This is a genomic window from Rhodoferax mekongensis (genome assembly GCF_032191775.1).
Lineage (GTDB): Bacteria > Pseudomonadota > Gammaproteobacteria > Burkholderiales > Burkholderiaceae_C > Allorhodoferax > Allorhodoferax mekongensis.
This window is the reverse complement of record NZ_CP132507.1, coordinates 1,530,138-1,549,298: the sequence shown is the minus strand read 5'-3', so window position 1 is coordinate 1,549,298 and position 19,161 is coordinate 1,530,138. Positions and strand designations below refer to the sequence as shown.

17 protein-coding genes, 1 tRNA gene and 1 pseudogene are annotated in these 19,161 nt (G+C 58.7%); 8 read left to right on the top strand and 11 right to left on the bottom strand.

Going from position 1 to position 19,161, the window contains the following annotated elements:
* Window positions 1-8 precede the first annotated feature (8 nt).
* Window positions 9-1,129, top strand: a pseudogene (gene prfA / locus RAN89_RS07610) (peptide chain release factor 1).
* 180 nt (window positions 1,130-1,309) lie between these two features.
* Here the strand turns inward: prfA and RAN89_RS07605 are convergent.
* The gene (locus RAN89_RS07605) at window positions 1,310-3,274 is read right to left on the bottom strand and encodes a methyl-accepting chemotaxis protein (RefSeq protein WP_313868995.1); all 1,965 of its coding nucleotides are present in this window, start codon (window positions 3,272-3,274) and stop codon (window positions 1,310-1,312) included.
* A gap of 188 nt (window positions 3,275-3,462) precedes the next feature.
* Between RAN89_RS07605 and prmC the strand changes: the two genes are divergently transcribed.
* Entirely contained in the window at window positions 3,463-4,296 is an 834-nt protein-coding gene (gene prmC, locus RAN89_RS07600) for a peptide chain release factor N(5)-glutamine methyltransferase (RefSeq protein ID WP_313868994.1), read from the top strand.
* Between the two features lie 55 nt (window positions 4,297-4,351).
* Here the strand turns inward: prmC and leuA are convergent, their stop codons facing one another.
* Window positions 4,352-6,091, bottom strand: a complete 1,740-nt coding sequence (leuA, locus tag RAN89_RS07595; RefSeq protein WP_313868993.1) for a 2-isopropylmalate synthase — start codon at window positions 6,089-6,091, stop codon at window positions 4,352-4,354.
* A gap of 168 nt (window positions 6,092-6,259) precedes the next feature.
* A complete protein-coding gene (locus RAN89_RS07590; protein WP_313868992.1) occupies window positions 6,260-6,736 on the bottom strand; it encodes an FKBP-type peptidyl-prolyl cis-trans isomerase in 477 nt (158 codons plus the stop codon).
* 112 nt (window positions 6,737-6,848) lie between these two features.
* Between RAN89_RS07590 and grxD the strand changes: the two genes are divergently transcribed.
* A complete protein-coding gene (gene grxD, locus RAN89_RS07585; RefSeq protein ID WP_313868991.1) occupies window positions 6,849-7,175 on the top strand; it encodes a Grx4 family monothiol glutaredoxin in 327 nt (108 codons plus the stop codon).
* Window positions 7,176-7,246: 71 nt separating this feature from the next.
* Window positions 7,247-9,148: a putative bifunctional diguanylate cyclase/phosphodiesterase gene (locus RAN89_RS07580; RefSeq protein ID WP_313868990.1), complete on the top strand. Its 1,902-nt coding sequence runs from the start codon at window positions 7,247-7,249 to the stop codon at window positions 9,146-9,148.
* On the opposite strand, the gene RAN89_RS07575 is transcribed toward RAN89_RS07580, so the two are convergent.
* Window positions 9,145-9,789 (bottom strand): lytic transglycosylase domain-containing protein, encoded by a 645-nt coding sequence (locus RAN89_RS07575; RefSeq protein WP_313868989.1) that lies wholly within the window; start codon window positions 9,787-9,789, stop codon window positions 9,145-9,147. The two genes, RAN89_RS07580 and RAN89_RS07575, sit on opposite strands and share 4 nt — an antisense overlap.
* Window positions 9,786-11,528: a proline--tRNA ligase gene (locus tag RAN89_RS07570; protein WP_313868988.1), complete on the bottom strand. Its 1,743-nt coding sequence runs from the start codon at window positions 11,526-11,528 to the stop codon at window positions 9,786-9,788. The genes RAN89_RS07575 and RAN89_RS07570 overlap by 4 nt, the downstream gene beginning before the upstream one ends.
* 91 nt (window positions 11,529-11,619) lie before the next feature.
* Here RAN89_RS07570 and RAN89_RS07565 point away from each other — a divergent pair, with 91 nt between their 5' ends.
* Together RAN89_RS07565 and RAN89_RS07560 are read left to right on the top strand one after the other, a co-directional pair.
* Window positions 11,620-12,243 (top strand): RNA pyrophosphohydrolase, encoded by a 624-nt coding sequence (locus RAN89_RS07565; protein WP_313868987.1) that lies wholly within the window; start codon window positions 11,620-11,622, stop codon window positions 12,241-12,243.
* Complete coding sequence (locus tag RAN89_RS07560) at window positions 12,240-12,761, top strand: CNP1-like family protein (protein WP_313868986.1); 522 nt, start codon at window positions 12,240-12,242, stop codon at window positions 12,759-12,761. Before RAN89_RS07565 ends, RAN89_RS07560 begins: the two co-directional genes overlap by 4 nt.
* Window positions 12,762-12,780: 19 nt before the next feature.
* Here RAN89_RS07560 and proB read toward each other — a convergent pair whose 3' ends face one another.
* The 4 genes from proB to rplU form a co-directional block, all read right to left on the bottom strand.
* Window positions 12,781-13,917 carry a glutamate 5-kinase gene (gene proB / locus RAN89_RS07555; protein WP_313868985.1) on the bottom strand — a complete coding sequence of 379 codons (1,137 nt, stop codon included), beginning with the start codon at window positions 13,915-13,917 and terminating at the stop codon, window positions 12,781-12,783.
* 55 nt (window positions 13,918-13,972) lie between these two features.
* Window positions 13,973-15,064: an Obg family GTPase CgtA gene (gene cgtA, locus RAN89_RS07550; RefSeq protein WP_313868984.1), complete on the bottom strand. Its 1,092-nt coding sequence runs from the start codon at window positions 15,062-15,064 to the stop codon at window positions 13,973-13,975.
* Between the two features lie 73 nt (window positions 15,065-15,137).
* Window positions 15,138-15,395, bottom strand: coding sequence for a 50S ribosomal protein L27 (gene rpmA, locus RAN89_RS07545; protein ID WP_087496571.1), 258 nt, complete (start codon window positions 15,393-15,395; stop codon window positions 15,138-15,140).
* Window positions 15,396-15,406: 11 nt separating this feature from the next.
* Window positions 15,407-15,718 carry a 50S ribosomal protein L21 gene (rplU, locus tag RAN89_RS07540; protein WP_087496570.1) on the bottom strand — a complete coding sequence of 104 codons (312 nt, stop codon included), beginning with the start codon at window positions 15,716-15,718 and terminating at the stop codon, window positions 15,407-15,409.
* A gap of 208 nt (window positions 15,719-15,926) precedes the next feature.
* Between rplU and RAN89_RS07535 the strand changes: the two genes are divergently transcribed.
* Together RAN89_RS07535 and RAN89_RS07530 are read left to right on the top strand one after the other, a co-directional pair.
* Window positions 15,927-16,856, top strand: a complete 930-nt coding sequence (locus RAN89_RS07535; RefSeq protein WP_313869358.1) for a polyprenyl synthetase family protein — start codon at window positions 15,927-15,929, stop codon at window positions 16,854-16,856.
* Window positions 16,857-16,882: 26 nt separating this feature from the next.
* Window positions 16,883-16,959 (top strand) — tRNA-Pro (locus tag RAN89_RS07530).
* A 67-nt stretch (window positions 16,960-17,026) separates the two neighbouring features.
* On the opposite strand, the gene RAN89_RS07525 is transcribed toward RAN89_RS07530, so the two are convergent.
* Together RAN89_RS07525 and RAN89_RS07520 are read right to left on the bottom strand one after the other, a co-directional pair.
* Window positions 17,027-17,548 (bottom strand): FxDxF family PEP-CTERM protein, encoded by a 522-nt coding sequence (locus RAN89_RS07525; protein ID WP_313868983.1) that lies wholly within the window; start codon window positions 17,546-17,548, stop codon window positions 17,027-17,029.
* Between the two features lie 143 nt (window positions 17,549-17,691).
* Complete coding sequence (locus tag RAN89_RS07520) at window positions 17,692-19,140, bottom strand: mannose-1-phosphate guanylyltransferase/mannose-6-phosphate isomerase (RefSeq protein ID WP_313868982.1); 1,449 nt, start codon at window positions 19,138-19,140, stop codon at window positions 17,692-17,694.
* Between the last annotated feature and the right edge of the window lie 21 nt (window positions 19,141-19,161).

The following is a 19,161-nucleotide window of genomic DNA, read 5'->3' as shown; positions in this document are numbered from 1 at the left end:
TTTTGCTTATGAAACCGTTTCTTCGCCAACAACTTGCACGCTACGTTGACCGCCAAGGGGAGCTGGAGTTTTTGCTTTCGCGCGAGGACATCATGAAAGACATGGAGCAGTTCCTCAAGCTCTCGCGCGAGCACACCGATGTGGCAGCCGTGGCGGGACGTTGGGAGCGTTTCCAGCAGCGTGAGGCCGATCTGGCCACGGGACAGGAAATGCTGAGCGACGCAGCGGGCGATGAAGACATGCTCGCCATGGCGCAAGAAGAAATTGACGGCGCAACCGCGGAGATGGCCCAGTTAGAGGCCGAGCTGCAACGCATGTTGCTGCCCAAGGATCCGGACGATGCGCGCCCTGCGTTCGTGGAAATCCGTGCCGGCACGGGGGGGACGAATCCGCCCTGTTCGCCGCCGACCTGGCCCGCATGTACACCCGCTACTGCGACGCCATCGGCCTGAAAACGGAAATTGCCAGTGCATCGGAAAGCGAGCTGGGCGGCTACAAGGAGGTGGTGTTGCGCATTGAGGGCAGCACCCAGACCAGCAGCGGCAGCTGCGGCGCCTACGGCATGTTGAAGTTTGAAAGTGGCGGCCACCGCGTACAGCGTGTGCCGGCCACCGAAACCCAAGGCCGCATCCACACCAGCGCCTGCACCATTGCCGTGCTGGCCGAGCAGGACGAAGTCGAGGCCGCCAAGATCAATCCGTCAGACCTGCGCATCGACACCTACCGCGCCAGCGGTGCAGGCGGTCAGCACATCAACAAGACCGACTCGGCGGTGCGTATCACACACATCCCCACCGGCATCGTGGCCGAATGCCAGGACGGCCGCAGCCAGCACAGCAACAAGGCCCAGGCCCTGAAGGTGCTGACCGCCCGCATCCACGAAAAAGAACGCTCCGAGCGCGCCGCCAAAGACGCTGCCGAGCGCAAGAGCCTGGTGGGCAGCGGTGATCGTAGCGACCGCATCCGCACCTACAACTACCCGCAGGGCCGTTTGACCGACCACCGCATCAACCTGACGCTCTACAAGCTGGACCGAGCGATGGAAGGAGACTTGGGGGACGTGATTGAAGCCTTGCAAGCCTATGAGGCGGCCCAACAACTGGCTGCGCTGGAAAACAGCCTGAATTGAAGTTGCTTGTGGGGGCCGAGTTGAGCCGGCTGGGCGCTCACTGCAAATCACTGAGGGCGTTGGGGCGGCAGCGCGTTTTGCGCAGGTCAAGGAGGAGCCCGCACAGCGGGTGGGGGACACGGAGCAAAGCGCGCTGCCGCCCAAAAGCGCGGCGAGGCACCAATGAGGCCCCTACTTTCGTCAGAGCTTGAACACCCCCACCACCTGCACCAAGTCGTTGGCCTGACTCTTCAAGCTGCTGGCAGCCGCAGCCATCTCTTCCACCAAGGCGGCGTTTTGCTGCGTCGCTTGGTCCATCGAAGTCACAGCCTCACCCACCTGCGCCACACCGGCACTTTGCTCGTTGCTGGCGGCGCTGATCTCGCCCATGATGTCCGTCACGCGGCGGATGCTGCTGACCACCTCGGTCATGGTTTCGCCCGCCTTGTCGACCAGGGCGGTGCCTTGCTCCACCCGTTCGACGCTGGCGTTGATCAGGCTCTTGATTTCTTTGGCGGCCTCTGCACTGCGGCCTGCGAGAGAACGGACTTCGCTGGCCACCACCGCAAAGCCGCGGCCTTGCTCACCCGCACGAGCGGCTTCCACGGCTGCATTAAGCGCAAGAATGTTCGTTTGGAAGGCGATGCCGTCGATCACGCTGATGATGTCGCTGATCTTGCGGCTGGCTTCATTGATGCCCTTCATGGTGTCCACCACCTGCCCCACCACCTCGCCGCCTTGCACCGCCACCGTGGAGGCGCTCATGGCCAATTGGTTGGCTTGGCGTGCGTTGTCGGCGTTTTGTTTGACGGTGCTGTTGAGCTCCTCCATGCTGGCAGCGGTTTCCTCCAGCGCGCTGGCCTGGTGCTCGGTGCGGGCACTCAAGTCATTGTTGCCTTGGGCAATCTCGGCGCTGGCGTTGGCCACGCTGTCGGCACTGCTGCGCACTTGGGCCAAAACCCCATGGATTTTGGCGACGAACTGGTTAAACCCGTTGCCGATGGCGGCCAGCTCGTCATTGCCATGCACAGCGATTTTGGTACGCAGGTCTGCATCCCCGCTGGATACATCGGCCATCGCACGACTCAAAGCCCGCAGGGGTTGCATCAACCGCGACACCACCATAACCAGAATCACCGCTGTGGCCAAGGCGCATACCAATGCGGCACCCAGGGTGTAGAAAGTCAGTTGGCGCGACGCTGCGGTTGCCACGCTCTGCGGAAAGCTCATGCGCACGGCCCAAGGTGCAGTGTCCGGGTAGATCACCAAGGGCTGCAAGAGATGAATGACCTTGCTGCTGTCGGTGTACTCGTAGGTCTGACCTTTTTGCACCGCCTCCAAACCGGCTGCAGGGATGTCCTCTGCCTTCTTGTTCACCAATGCCGCATCGGGGTTGGTGGCGTACAAGCCGCCGTTCGAGATCAGTACCAGGCTGCCGCCATTCATGACTTTCACATCCGCCAGGATGGTGTTCAGCTGTGTGAGCGCGAAGTCGGCACTGGCCACACCTTGAAACTTGCCTTCCACCAGAATGGGCGCCACCAGCGATGCCATCAGCACATCTTTGCCTTCTATCGGGTAGATGTAGGGCTCGGTGAAAAACACCTTGCCGGTTTTCTTGGGTATGTCGTACCAATCATTGGCCCCCGGCGCGGGGTCGAACACAATAGGATCCACATGGAAGCCGCCACCGGCCTTGCGGGTCCAGTAGGGCATATGGCGGCCGGTTGCATCGTAGAGCGGCGCTTTGCCCGCGAACTCGGCATCTTTTCCATCCAGTGCGTTGGGCTCCCAGGTGACGGCGGCGCCCACGAAGTCCGGCGAGCTCATCAGGGTGGACTTCACCATTTCGTCAATTTGCGGTCGTTGCAAAGGCAAGCCAGCCGCCTTGGTAGTGGTCATGGCGCCGGACAGCGCCATCACGGAATACAGATTGGCCTTGATGCGCGATTGCAAGGCCCCCGCCGCTTCGCGGGCAGAGGTGCGGGCCAGCTCCATGGTTGCAGCTTCTGCGGTGGAACTGCTTTTGAAGCCGATCACAGTGGCTGTAATAGCCAGACTGGCGACCACCAGGGCAGTGGCCGCCACACAAATTTTGGCGTTGAGCGACAAGCCACTCAGGCGTGCAGGGCGCGCGGACGAACCGGAGGACAATACAAGGCTCATTTTGAGAACACTCCAACGAAACGGCGCCTCGCCAACGCCAGCTCCAGCCAAGAACGGCCTTATCTATTTGTGGATTCACTGTACTTTATTTGGGTCGAAAGCGCAGCGGGAAATAAGCGGTCTTTCAAACATTTCGTGCATTCATCCATACAAAATATGCGCGAGCCGCTATCAATTTAAGAGCAACCATGCCCACCATTGCGCAAGCGATTTCTCAGCTCCAAAGCCAGGGGCTGGACCTGACAGACAGTCGGCTACTGCTTTTGCATGCAGTCGGGCAGGCCCGGGCGGGGCGGGCCTGGCTGCTGGCACATGACACCGACCTTCTGAGTGAGCAAGCGCTCACCGCGCTGTCGCGGCTGGCAAATCGACGGCTGGCGGGCGAACCCGTCGCCTATCTGACCGGCCACAAAGAGTTTTACGGGCTGAACTTGCAGGTCAGCGCCGATGTATTGGTACCCCGCCCTGACACCGAGACGCTTGTGGAGTGGGCACTGGAAACCCTGGAGCCTACCCCCCATGCCCGGGTGGTGGACCTGGGCACCGGCAGCGGTGCGATTGCGCTGGCCCTCAAGGCCACGCGGCCGGAATTGCAGATGGAAGCCGTGGACTTCAGCCACGCGGCACTGGCTGTGGCGCAAGGCAATGCGCAACGTCTGGGGTTGGAGGTGACTTTTGGCCAGGGCTCCTGGCTCAGCAGCGCAGAAGGAAAGTTCCAAGTCATTGTGTCCAACCCACCCTACATTCGCGAAGACGACGAACACCTGCCTGCCCTGCGGTTCGAGCCCCGGCAGGCATTGACCGCCGGTGCCGATGGGCTGGACGACATACGCACCATCATCCGCCAGGCCCCAGTGCACCTGCTTGCCGGCGGCTGGCTGCTGTTCGAGCACGGCTATGACCAAGCGGGTGATGTGCGCGGCCTCTTGGCTGCCGCCGGTTTCAGTGACGTGCAGAGCCGCCGCGATCTGGCTGGCATTGAGCGCTGCAGCGGCGGCAGATGGTCGCCAACACCACTATAAAATCAGTCGCCAGCGCCCATATATATTGCGCAAGCAGCTACTGAAATCATAGCATTCAGGCTGCTACGGGCTCTGCCGCACCCACGTCCATCAGCCCCAGGCGGTTCACACCGCTGAACAGGGCCTTGACCGAAGCGGTCACGATGTTGGTGTCCATGCCGACGCCGAAGCGCTCACCGCCTTTGCCGGTATCGCCATTCGTCGCTACCAGCTCCAAGAAGGCACAGGCTTGTGCATCACCCGCATCGGTGCTGGCTTTGGTACTACGCTCTTCATAGCTGCGCACCTGCACCTTGACGCCAATCGTCTGCAAGGCATGGACTGCTGCGTCGATGGGGCCGTTGCCCTCACCGCTGATCAGCATGGGCTGGCCGTCCACTTCCACACCAATGCGGATGCCCTGCACATGGGCTTTGCCGGTCTGGCCGGGGTGGTCAAACAGGTGATGCTCCACATAACGCACTTTGGCGTCTGCCGCGTTCAGGTAGGTGGCGTCAAACAGGTTCCAGATGTCTTGCGCGCTCATTTCGCCGCCATGGCTGTCGGTGTAGCTTTGCACTTCGCCCGAAAACTCCACCTGCAAACGGCGCGGCATGACGACGCCGAACTCGGCTTCCATCAAATACGCCACGCCGCCCTTGCCGGACTGGCTGTTCACGCGGATCACCGAGTCGTAGCTGCGGCCCACGTCGGCGGGGTCGATGGGCATGTAGGGCACATTCCACATCGCATCCGGGCCCGCTGCCTTTTGGGCGGCAAAGCCTTTCTTGATGGCATCCTGGTGGGAGCCACTGAACGCGGTGAACACCAGGTCACCCACATACGGGTGGCGTGGGTGGATGGGCAACTGGTTGCAATGCTCGACGGTACGGGCAATGGCGTTGATGTCCGAGAAATCGAGGCCTGGGCTGACACCCTGTGTGTACATATTCAGGGCCAAGGTCACAAGGTCCACGTTACCGGTGCGCTCGCCGTTGCCGAACAAGCAGCCTTCCACGCGGTCGGCGCCGGCCATCATGCCCAGCTCCGCCGCAGCCACGCCAGTGCCCCGGTCGTTGTGCGGGTGCAGACTCAGGATGATGCTGTCGCGGCGGGCCAAATGGGTGTGCATCCACTCGATCTGGTCAGCATAGATGTTGGGGGTGGACACCTCCACGGTGGCCGGCAAATTGAGGATCACCTTGTTGGAAGGTGTGGCGCCCCACTCGGCGGTGACGGCATCACACACTTCGCAGGCGAATTCGAGTTCGGTGCTGGTAAACACCTCAGGGCTGTACTGCAGCACCCACTCGGTCTCAGGCATGGTGGCGGTGATTTCTTTGATCAGGCGCACCGAAGACACGGCAAGCTCTTTCACCTCCTGTTTGCTCATGCCAAACACCACGTCGCGGAAGACGGGGGCGGTGGCGTTGTAGACGTGCACGATGGCGCGACGGGCGCCTTGGAGGGACTCGATGGTGCGGCGGATCAGGTGCTCGCGGGACTGGGTGAGCACTTCAATGGTCACATCGTCGGGCACATGGCCACCGACGATCAATTCGCGGACAAAGTCAAAGTCGGTTTGCGATGCGCTGGGGAAGCCGACCTCGATCTCTTTGAAACCCACTTGCAGCAGCGTGCGGAACATACGCATCTTGCGCTCCGCATTCATGGGCTCAAACAGGGATTGGTTGCCGTCCCGCAAATCCGTGCTCATCCAGATCGGCGGCTGGGTGATGGAGCGCGTGGGCCATTGGCGGTTGGGCAGGTCAATGGCGGGGAAGGCGCGGTATTTGGTAGCGGGGTTGGACAGCACAGTAAAAACTCCTGAAGGGCAAGACACCAATTTCTAGATTGGTATCGTAGCCCCGCAGGACCGGCAGTCGATTGCGTTGTTTGCCTCTATTTCAAAATACTTGGTGATTTATGCCAATAATAATACGAATTCAGCAATCCAAATCATGCAGAGACTAAAGAAAGGCAATCAGTGATGATGGCCGTGGGCACCATGCACGTGTCCGTGGGCGATTTCTTCTTCGCTGGCAGCACGCACTTCCAACACCTTCAGTGCAAATCGCAGTGTTTTGCCGGCCAGGGGATGGTTACCGTCGAGGTGCACCACAGGGCCCTTGATCTTGACCACGGTGAACACGATGGTTTGGCCATCTTCGGCACGGCCTTCCAACTGCCCGCCGACTTTGACGCCCGGGGGAAACTGGGTCTTGGGGATGGTTTGCAACAGCGCTTCGTTGTACTCACCAAATGCATCGGCAGGTGCAAGCTCGATGGTGGTAGCAAATCCGGCAGCTTGGCCTTCCAACGCCTCTTCAATCTTGGGGAAGGTGTTTCCGTAGCCGCCGTGCAGGTAAGCGATGGGTTCCTGGCTTTGATCCAGCAGCTTGCCGGTAGTGTCGGAAATCTTGAATTGCAGGGTGACTGCGGTGTTTTTAGTGATGTTCATGCCCCCAATTATCGTAAAAAGCCTTACCGGCTGTGCGCTGAGGCCACGGAAGGGCGACAAGCAGGGACGAAGGTGAAATAATTAGGGTATCTATTTACTCGGAATTTTTGACATGAGCGACGCACAACAACGCATTGACGAACTGGTGAAGTCCAACGACATCCTGCTGTTCATGAAGGGCACTGCCAGCTTCCCCCAGTGCGGCTTCTCCGGCCGCGCTATCCAGATCCTCAAGGCCTGCGGCGTGGATACCAAGACCATCAAGACCGTGAACGTGCTGGAAGACGACGGCATCCGCCAAGGCATCAAGGAATACAGCAGCTGGCCCACCATCCCCCAGCTCTACATCAAGGGTGAGTTCATCGGCGGCTCGGACATCATGATGGAGATGTACGAATCCGGCGAATTGGTCCAAGTGCTGGGCACCCAAGCCAGCTAACCGCCTCCAGCGGCAAGCCCGGCGCCAATGACCGGGCCACCGCACCCCATGAGGCTTGCAGGGAGTCTGCTGTGTCCAACACCCGTCTTGACGATATGGAGGAGGCGACTATCCGAAGTCGCCGTGTTTTCCAGTTTGCGCTTCTGGTGTTCATTGCCTTCAGCGGCACGGCAGCCCAGTACGGTCTGCAATCCCGCTGGGATGTAGTGCTCTCACTGGGCTTGGGTGCAGCTCTGATGCTGCCCAGTCAGTGGCTCAACCACCGCGGGCATCACGAAGCCGCTGCCGGCATGGTGCTGGCGGTAGCCACACTCTCCCTGTTCAGCATCATGTGGTTCAGCGACGGACTGCGCGACTCCTCACTATTGGGCTATCCGGTCATCCTGATCGGCGCGGGGCAGTTGCTTAGACCTCGGCACTTCTGGTTGCTACTGGCCTTCATGCTCGGATGTGTGGTGTTGTTGGGCCTAGGCACCCTCAACGGCTGGCGCACCGGCATCACGCCGGGCACCGAACTGGACCGCTTGACGGACAGTGTTTCCATCTTGTTGATCAATGGTTTTCTGGTCTGGTTCCTGACCTACGACATGCAAAACGCACTGGTCCGATTGCGGGCCCAGATCGCGCGTTTTCATGCTTCCGAAAAGAACCTGACCTACCTGGCACAGCACGATGGCTTGACCCGCCTGCCCAACCGCATACTGGGCAACGAGCTCTTGACCGAGGCAATGCGCGTAGCCGCCGAAGAGAAAAATCTGGTGGCCATGCTGTTTGTGGATCTGGACAACTTCAAAGACGTCAACGACTCCTTGGGGCATTCCGCTGGCGATGACTTTCTGGTGCAAGTGGCCCAGCGATTGCGTGAGTCGGTGCGCCAAACGGACATTGTGTGCCGGCAAGGCGGGGATGAATTTTTGATCGGCCTGACCGGTCTCCAACACCCCGATGCGGTGGCGAAAGTCAGTCAGGACATCCTGCAGAAGATGCAGGCCCCGTTTCAGTTGCGAGGCATAGAAGTGCTCGCTTCCTGCTCCATCGGTATCGCCCTGTATCCCCAACACGGCAACTCTTTCGACGAATTGATGCGGCACGCTGACCTGGCGATGTATCACGCCAAAGAAGCCGGGCGCAACACCTTCCGATTCTTCAGTGAAGACATCCGCAGCAGTGTGACGGAGAGCCTGCACCTGATTTCCAGCCTACGGCAGGCTGTCACGCAAGAAGAGTTTGTATTGCACTACCAGCCGGTGTATGACCTGCACAGCGGCAGGCTGCTGGGGGCGGAAGCGCTGGTGCGCTGGCAAAACCCCAAGCTGGGCATGGTGTCACCAGGCTTGTTCATCACCTTGGCAGAAAAATCGGGCTTGATTGTGGACATCGGTCAATGGGTGTTGACTGAAGCCTGCCGGCAAATGCAGGCCTGGCGGCAGGAAGGTGCGACGGATCTGTTTGTGTCGGTCAACCTGTCGCCGGTTCAATTCAGTCGGGGCAATGTGGAAGCCGTGATTGCACAGGCTCTACGGGAGACCGGTCTGGATCCACGGCAATTGGAGTTGGAAGTGACGGAGTCCACCCTGATCCATGACACCGAGAAATTCATCACCACGCTTGGCCGGATTCAGCACTCCGGCATCCGGATGTCCATCGATGACTTCGGCACCGGCTATTCCAACCTGTCTTACCTGCAGCGCTTTCCAGTGCATAAACTCAAGATTGACCAGTCATTTGTCCGCCGCTTGATGCAGGGACAAAAAGATGTGGCCATGGTGAGCGCCATCATTCACTTGGCCAAAAGTTTGCAGCTCACCGTGACGGCCGAGGGCGTGGAAAACGAAGCCACCCGCGAAGCGCTTACCCGCATGGGCTGTGATCAGGCTCAAGGCTATTTGTTCGCGCGGCCCATGCCCGCCAAAGACTTCGAGGCCTACTGGCGGACCCGCCCCACCCTGACTCCGATTTCCCGCCAGATTTAGCCCGCCCACTCCCAGTTGCGGCGGGCGCCGAGCACAGCATTCGGATACGGTGCTTTGCCTCGCGAGCCGTTGTAACGACCGAGAGCCATGAACAGGTCGCCGCGCTCCCGCTCCAGGTAGTGGCGCAGAATCACACAGCCGAAACGCAGGTTAGTCTGCATATGAAACAGTTTGCCGGCATCGCCGTCGCCCAGAACGCGGGTCCAGAACGGCATGACCTGCATGTAGCCGCGCGCCCCCACGCTGCTGACTGCAAATTTGCGGAAGTTGCTCTCCACCTGAATCAGGCCGAGTACCAGGGCCACATCCAGACCGGCACGCTTGCTCTCGTACCAGACCGTTTGCAGAAACTCCCTGCGCACGTCCCACTCAGGCTTTTTCTTCTTCAGACGCTCGCTCATGGCCCCCAACCAGCGCAGGTATTTAAGGCGCGACTCGGTGTCCTGAAATTCAGGTATGGGCGGCGCAGAATTGGTAATGGCGGACGACAGAGCGGTACGCACTGAATCCACCAAAGGCTCCTCCACCTGCGCGCCCGCCCATGCGCGTTGCTGCGAAAAACAGAGCAGCCCGCACACGACGGATAAGCGCTGCAGCCCGATTCGCCTTGAAACCAGCGAATCGGAGAGCGGAAGACTCATGCCTTGAGGCGGCCGAGCAACAGCGATGCGATCTCAGCCACGGGCACGCTGGTTGCGGCACTTTCACGGCGGTGCTGGTACTCCACCACGCCTTCTTTCAAGCCACGGTCGCCGATGTTCACGCGGTGCGGTACACCGATCAGCTCCCAATCCGCAAACATGGCGCCGGGGCGCTCATTACGGTCGTCGAGAATCACGTCAACACCCGCAGACAGCAGTTCTTCATAGAGCTTGTCGGCCGCTGCTTTCACATCAGGGAAACGATCCGGATTGATCGGGCACAAGACCACAGTAAACGGCGCCAACGCATCGGGCCAGATGATGCCCTTGTCATCGTGGTTCTGCTCAATCGCAGCGGCGGGCAGGCGGGTGATACCGATGCCGTAGCAGCCCATCTCCATGAACTGGGGCTTGCCGTTCACATCCAGGAAGGTGGCGTTCATCGCCTTGCTGTACTTGGTGCCCAGGTAGAACACATGGCCAACTTCGATGCCACGCTCAATCGCCAGCACGCCCTTGCCGTCGGGCGAGGCATCGCCCTCCACCACATTGCGCAGGTCCGCGACCATGTCGGGTTCCGGCAAATCACGACCCCAATTTACGCCCCGGATGTGAAAGCCTTCTTCGTTGGCGCCACAAATCCAGTCGGCCATGACCGTCACATCACGGTCAGCCACGATCTTGAGTGGCTGCTTGAGGCCGATGGGGCCAAGGTAACCGGGCTTGCAGCCGAAGTGCTCTTCAATCTCACCTACAGTGGCAAATCGGAACTCGGCCAGCCCCGGCAACTTGCCGACCTTGACCTCATTCATGTCGTGGTCACCGCGCAGCAGCAAGAGCCAGACTTGGGTCTTCTTGACCACGCCGTGCTCATCTTTCTCGTCTGTCGCCAAGACCAAAGACTTCACGGTCGTATTCAGTGCCACACCCAATAAAGCAGCCACGTCCTCACAGGTGCTCTTTCCGGGCGTTGCTACTTTTTCCATAGCAGCTTGCGCAGACGCTCTAGGCGCTACCGGCGCTAATGCCTCTGCTTTTTCCATATTGGCAGCGTAGTCACTGGTCGGGCAGTAGACGATGGCGTCTTCACCGGTAGCCGCAATCACCTGAAACTCTTCGCTCAAGTCGCCGCCGATTGCGCCGCTATCCGCCGCCACGGCACGGTAGGTCAGGCCGAAGCGGTCGAAGATGCGGCGGTAGGCCTTGGCCATGACCTGGTAACTGGCCTTCGCCGAAACCTGATCACGGTCGAAGCTGTACGCGTCCTTCATGATGAATTCGCGACCGCGCATCAAGCCGAAACGGGGGCGGCGCTCATCACGGAATTTGGTCTGGATCTGGTACAGGTTTTTGGGCAGCTGTTTGTAGCTTTTGATCTCCTGGCGGGCGATGTCGGTCACCACCTCTTCGCTGGTGGGCTGCACCACATAGTCGCGCTCATGGCGGTCTTTGATGCGAAGCAGCTCAGGGCCCATCTTGTCAAAGCGGCCGGTCTCCTGCCACAGCTCTGCCGGCTGAATCAGGGGCATGGTCAGCTCAACCGCACCGGCACGGTTCATCTCTTCACGAACAATGGCTTCCACCTTGCGGATGACCCGCAAACCCATGGGCATGTAGTTGTAAATGCCGGCCCCCAGCTTTTTGATCATGCCTGCGCGCATCATGAGCTTGTGGCTCACCACTTCGGCATCGGTGGGCGCTTCTTTCAGGGTGGAAATCAGGAATTGGGAGGCTTTCATGGGTCGCTCGGTGAACTACAGGGAGCTTCAGACCTTGATGCACTGCATTCGCTGTGCATAATGAATGAAGTTTAAAAATTGGGGTTTGATTATGCTTGACCGGGACGGATTTCGACCCAACGTCGGCATCGTCCTGCTCAACCAGCGAAATCAGGTATTTTGGGGCAAACGCATACGCACGCATTCGTGGCAGTTCCCGCAAGGTGGCATTGACCGGGGGGAAACTCCCGAGCAGGCCATGTTCCGGGAACTCCATGAAGAAGTGGGCCTCCTTCCGGAGCATGTAAGCATTGTGGCCCGTACCCGGGACTGGTTGCGCTACGAGGTGCCGGACAGGTATGTGCGCCGTGACGCGCGGGGCCATTACAAAGGACAAAAGCAGATCTGGTTTCTGCTGCAATTGGTCGGTCACGATTGGGACCTGAATCTGCGCGCTACGGACCACCCTGAGTTCGATGCCTGGCGTTGGAATGACTACTGGGTGCCGCTGGACGCTGTCGTGGAATTCAAGCGTGGTGTCTATGAAATGGCGCTGACTGAACTGTCACGCTACCTGCCCCGCCATGAGCCGCGCAACCGCTTCTTGCGCCACGGCGGCCCTCGCCAACGGGACGCAGACAGCGGTTTTGACCGACTGCAACCCAACCACATGGAGCTGCCCCCGGGCGCGTCCTTTGAACCGGATCCGGGCACCAACCTGCCCTCCACATCATGAATTTCCCGAAACTTGCAGTAGCGGGGCACGCCCTGATACTGCTCAGCGGCCTGGTCTGTGCGCAAAACGCCCTGGACAACCCCGATTGGGTGGAAGAGAAGGAGCCGCCCGCTCCTGCGTTTTCCGTCACCAAGGTGTTGCCCTTGGAGATGCCGAACTTTGTGACCGTCAAAGTCGGCATAGACCCGAACACCATTTACGTGGGAAATGATGGCATCGTCCGCTACGTGGCGGTAATGACGAACTCCACGGGGACCAGCCATGCGGTGTACGAAGGCATTCGGTGCCTGACCGGCGAAGTCAAAACCTATGCGCGCGCCGGCTCCAGTGGCACCTGGTCACCCGTGGCAACTCCGGTTTGGCGTGACTTGATGGACAACATGGGCTCACAACACCCACGCATGTTTGCCCGACAGGCGGCCTGTTACGCACGTGTGACAGTCAGCAAACCCGAGATCATCAAGGCACTTCAAACGGGCATCAAACCCGGGAACCAGAAAAACGACAACCCGGCATAGCGGGTTGTTCGGCATAGGTTCAGCGGCTGAGTACCAGATTGTCCCGATGCAGCATTTCGGGCTCAGCCGCATAACCCAATAATCGCTCGAACTCGGACGAGGGTTTGCGACATAGCAAGCGCGCTTCTGCACTGGCGTAGTTAGCCAGACCACGGGCAATTTCTTGCCCCGCTTCGTCCCGCACTGCGATGACATCGCCCCGGGAAAAATCGCCTTCCACCTGCACCATCCCAATGGGGAGCAGGCTCTTGCCCTCCTCCAGCACTTTGGTGGCGGCCCCAGCGTCCACTATGACGGCGCCACGCATTTGCAGGTGATCCGCCATCCACTGTTTGCGGGCCTGATTTTTCTGGGTCTGGGCAATCAGCAAGGTACCAATCGCATCGCCCTGCGTGAGGCGGATCAAGGCGTCTGGTTCTCTGCCCCAAGCAATGACCGTGGAAGCTCCGGATCCAGCCGCACGTTTGGCCGCCAGAATTTTGGTGAGCATGCCGCCGCGGCCTATGCTGCTGCCTGCGCCACCTGCCATGAGTTCCAGCTTCGCATCACCCGCAGAGGCTTCACTCACAAAAGTCGCTGAAGGGTCTTTGCGAGGGTCTGCGGTGAACAGCCCTTTTTGGTCGGTGAGGATGACCAAGGCATCCGCCTCCACCAGGTTCGCCACCAACGCACCAAGGGTGTCGTTATCGCCAAACTTGATTTCGTCATTCACCACGGTGTCGTTTTCATTGATCACCGGGACAACGCCCAGCTTCAACAAAGTCAGCAAGGTCGAGCGAGCATTCAAGTAACGCTCCCGATCAGCCAAATCAGCATGGGTGAGCAAAACCTGTGCGCTTCCCAAACCATTCGCACGGAGTTTGGTCTCGTACATCTGCGCCAAGCCCATCTGCCCCACCGCAGCCGCGGCCTGCAGCTCTTGAACTGCCTTGGGGCGAGAGGTCCAGCCCAGCCGCTTCATGCCTTCAGCAATGGCGCCGCTGGACACCATGATGACCTCGCGTCCATCGCGGATCAAATGCGCCAATTGCCGGCACCATTCGCCAATGGCCTGCTCGTCCAGCCCACGACCATCATTGGTGACCAGGCTGGAGCCCACTTTGACTACGACACGCCGGGCATCGCGCAACACCATCGAACTGAATTTAGGGTTCATTTGTGCTTGTAGCGCCCGAGATGTATGCGCGAGCAGCTATAAAAATAGGAGCAAATCAGGCGGCAGAATCAGCCTCAGGATCGGACGATCCGGGGGCGAAGCGGGGATCGACTTCCACGTGCGGCATTTCAGCGATTTGCTGCGCCTTGATGTGCTTGTAGATTTCTTTGATCAGCGGCTCGCAGCCTTCTCGGGTCAGCGCCGAAATCTCGAACACCGGGCCTTTGAACTTGTAGCGCTTCACAAAGTCTTTCACCAATGCCGCACGATCATCCGCCGGCACCATATCCAATTTATTCAGAACCAGCCAGCGGGGCTTTTTGTACAACTCTTCGTCATACTTCTTCAACTCATTCACGATAGCTTTGGCCTGTGCAACCGTGTCTACGCCCTCATCAAAAGGCGCCATGTCCACAACGTGCAACAACAGGCGCGTACGCTGCAAATGGCGCAAGAACTGATGTCCCAAGCCTGCACCTTCCGCCGCGCCCTCAATCAGGCCGGGCAGGTCAGCAACCACAAAGCTTTGCTCAGGGCCTACGCGCACCACCCCCAAGTTGGGGTGCAGGGTTGTGAAAGGGTAGTCCGCAATCCGCGGACGCGCGTTGGAGACGGCAGAGATAAACGTGGATTTGCCCGCATTGGGCATGCCGAGCAGGCCAACATCCGCCAGAACTTTGAGCTCCAACTTCAGGTTACGCTTCTCACCAGGCCAGCCGGGCGTCTTCTGCCGAGGGGCCCGGTTAATCGCGCTTTTGAAACGCAAGTTACCGAATCCGCCGTCACCACCTTTGGCAATGGTGATAACCTCACCGGGCTGCAACAACTCAAACAGAACTTCACCGGTTTCCGCGTCGGAAATGATGGTGCCCACCGGCATTTTGAGGGTAATGTCATCGCCAGCTGCACCGAACATATCGGAGCCCATGCCGTGCTCGCCCCGCTTGGCGTCATAACGACGCGCAAAACGGTAATCAACCAGCGTATTCAGGTTGGGGTCCGCAACGGCGAACACATGCCCACCGCGGCCACCGTCGCCCCCGTTGGGGCCACCAAATTCTTTGTACTTTTCATGCCGGAAAGAGACGCAACCCGCGCCACCGTCTCCCGCGGAGATATCAATGTAGGCTTCGTCAACAAACTTCATGGTCGTACACCGAGGTTAGAAATGAAAAACCCCGCGCGAAGGGCGCAGGGTTTCTCGGGGGAGCCTGTGCAGTTTACGCTGCAGTAATGCTCACTGTGTGCTTGTTCAACGCACCCTTCACTGCGAACGACACTTTGCCGTCCACCAGTGCAAACAGGGTGTGGTCCACGCCCATGCCGACGTTGTCGCCAGCGTGGAACTTGGTGCCGCGTTGACGCACGATGATGGAACCAGCGCTGATCAATTCACCGCCGAAAGCCTTCACACCGAGCATCTTTGGCTTGGAGTCACGTCCGTTGCGCGTAGAGCCGCCGCCTTTTTTCTGTGCCATGACCTATTCCTTTAAGCCTTGATCGCGCCGATTTGCAGTTCGGTGAACTGTTGACGGTGACCTTGACGTTTTTGGTAATGCTTACGACGACGCATTTTGAAAATGCGCACTTTGTCGTGCTTTCCGTGGGAAATTACTGTGACCGTAACGGTCGCACCGGACACCAAGGGTGTGCCAACCTTCAGTTCAGCGCCGTTTCCGACTGCCAGAACCTGGTCGATCACGATCTCTTGGCCTACGTCCGCAGCAATCTGTTCTACTTTAATTTTTTCGCCAGCAGCAACGCGATATTGCTTGCCGCCGGTTTTTATGACCGCGTACATGTTGACCTCTTCGACTAGGAAATTCTGCAAATGAATTTTCGCAGAGCCTTGGAGTATAACATTTCAGCGCCAAAGGTCAAAACCCAAGCTGCAGGATTGGCACGGGGGTAACGGAGCCTCTCTATAATCCTGCAAAACAAACCGGTCTAACGCCTTGCAAGTCTCTACCCCTGCTTCTTCGACGGGCCTTTCCATCGTCGAGTCCGACATGCGCGAAGTTGACAGGGTCATCGCCCAGAGACTGGACTCTGGCGTTCCCCTCGTTGGCAGCGTCTCCCAGTACATCATTTCAGCTGGAGGCAAGCGTTTGCGCCCGGCCCTCTTGCTGCTGTGCTGTGGTGCGCTCGGGTTCAAGGGCGAGCAACGCTTCAACATGGCTGCTGTGGTTGAGTTCATTCACACGGCGACCCTGCTGCATGACGATGTTGTCGACGATTCCGACCTGCGGCGCGGAGCCCCCACGGCCAACGCCCGGTTCGGCAATCCGGCCAGCGTACTGGTGGGCGACTTCCTCTACTCACGGGCTTTCCAAATGATGGTCGATGCCCAAAGCATGCGCATCATGCAAGTGCTGGCCGATGCCACCAACATCATTTCCGAAGGGGAAGTGATGCAGTTGATGAACATGCATAACGCGGCCCTCGATGAGGCAGGCTATTTGCAAGTCATCCGCTCCAAAACCGCCAAGCTGTTTGAAGCCAGCGCGCGTGTGGGTGCCATTCTCTCCCAAGCCTCTGAGGCCCATGAGGAAGCCTGCGCGGAGTTCGGCCAAGCCATGGGAACCGCATTCCAGGTCATCGATGACGTGCTGGACTACGCCGGCGACGCCACGGTTATGGGTAAAAATCTGGGCGACGATCTGCGCGAAGGCAAAACCACGTTACCTTTGATCGCCGCCATGCAGCGCGGCACAGACTCTGAGCGGAGCACGATACAGACCGCAATCGAAACCGGCGACCTCACCATGCTGGAGTCTGTCGTTGCAATTGTCAGAAAAACGGGCGCTCTGGATGTGGCCAAGGCTTCCGCAAGATCAGAGGCAGCCCGTGCCATAGAAGCAGCAAAGCGGCTGCCAGCGAATGAATATTCCGAGTGCTTGATAAACTTGGCGAATCAGCTGCTGGAGCGAAACCACTGAAGAGCCCGGCAGCTTGATTGCTCACTCGGGGTGTGGCCTAGTCCGGTAAGGCGCTTCGTTCGGGACGAAGAGATCGGAGGTTCGAATCCTCTCACCCCGACCAAATTCAATTCGTTCAAATAAAAAAGGCTTGCCCAATGGCAAGCCTTTTGTGCTTTAGCGCCTAAAGATCAGGCAGCGTTTTGCTTACGGCGACGGGCAATGGCGCCCATCACACCCAAACCGGCCAACAGCATGGCGTAAGTTTCGGGCTCTGGAACTGCTGCGACCTGCAAGCCCACAGCGTAGGTACCACCGAATGCGCCTGTTGCAGTGCCAGTGATATCCACATGATAGTCACCAGCAGTAGGCAGGTTAAACGTGTACGAACCTGTACCACCTGCGAAAGATCCGAAGTTAGTTGTGCCAAACGGATGGCTGTTGTTCCAAACGTTCACGGTCAAGCCAGCGATATCCAACAAGCTCAACGAGCCGAAGTTCAATTTCAGGCTGGCTGCTGTACCCGTCAGAGTGGACGGGGAGGCTATAGAGAAATTGACCGTGTCGGCAAAAGAAACGCCTTGAGCAACATTAAATACTGTGGAGTAGCTGCCACTGATCGTGCCCGCGTTCACGGTTGCGGCTTGCACGGAACCTGCCGCCAAAGCAGATACCGCGATGGCGAGCGCTACGCCTGTTTTTTTGAAGTTCATATAAATCCCTGTAGAGTTGAATGCGACTGCAGCAAACATTGCCACCCATCGCAACTCCATTATCAAAAAAAAGCGGATTTCTAACGATAGTCCAATGTGACTACACAGCACGAGTCCGGCACAACGACATGCGCGCGCCTGGATCAACGGCCATAAACGTCCTCAAACCGCACGATATCGTCTTCCCCCAAATAGCTACCGGACTGCACTTCAATCATTTCCAGGGCCAGTTTGCCGGGGTTCTCCAGACGGTGTGTGGTCCCCAAAGGGATATAAGTGGACTCATTTTCAGAGAGCAACACGGTTTTATCCCCAACGGTCACCTTGGCAGTGCCGCTCACCACAATCCAGTGCTCCGCCCGGTGATGGTGCATCTGCAATGACAGGGCCGCACCCGGCTTCACCACTATCCGCTTCACCTGGAAGCGTTCACCATGGTCAATGCTGTCATACCAGCCCCAAGGACGGAACACTTTGCGGTGAGCCTGCCCCTCACTGCGACCGGCTTGCTTGAGGCGGTCCACGATTTTCTTGACGTCTTGTGTTTTGTTCTTGTGCGCTACCAGTATGGCATCTGCGGTTTCCACGACAATCAGATCATCCACCCCCACACAGGCAATCAGACGCCCCTCAGACAAGGCCAACGTGTTGCGGCTGTCTTGCATCAGCACATCGCCCTGCGCCACATTGCCGGCATCATCTTTGGGCAGCACATTCCACAGGGCCTCCCAAGCCCCCACATCCGACCAGCCTGCGGACAATGGAATTACAACCCCCACAGGAAGCCCCTTAACAGCCGCCCCCTTCTGGCCTGCCAAACGCTCCATCACCGCGTAGTCAATCGAGTCACTGGGGCACGCACTGAAAGCCTCTTTACCCACGCGCACAAACTCGCCATCCGTCTTGCCCTGGTCCCACGCAGTCTCACAAGCTTTGGCAATGTCGGCCCGGCATAGCTCAAGGGCGGTCAGCCACACAGATGCTTTCATCATGAACAAGCCGCTGTTCCATGAGTACGTCCCTTCACGCAAGTAAGCCTGCGCAGTTTCCAGATCAGGCTTCTCGACAAAGCGTGCGATACGCTTGGCGGCGCCCGCACCAAAAGCCTCGCCAGAATGGATATACCCATACCCGGTTTCAGGCGCATCCGGCGTGATACCGAAGGTCACCACCGCGCCCTCCTGCGCCAAGGCAGCGCCTTGAATTACAGCGCCCCTGAAAGCTTCTCCATCCATGATTACATGGTCCGCGGGCATCACCAGCAACACCGGATCTGCTCCGTTTTTGATAGCTGCCCGCGCAGCAAGGGTAAGCGCTGGAGCCGTATTTCTACCCAAGGGCTCCAGAATGACAGAACCCGGCTTGCCCATGAGCCGCATCTGCTCAGCGATCACAAAGCGGTATTCCTCATTACACACCACCATGGGCGGCGCAAGCTCAGCCCCCTGGACGCCATCTACACGGCGAATCGTGGCCTGCAACAAGGAGTCATCACCAATCAAAGGCAACAACTGCTTGGGGTACTTTTCACGCGAAAGCGGCCACAAACGCGTACCGGAACCTCCGGACAAAATTACGGGTTGAATCAACATAGGAACTTTCAAAAACAAAAA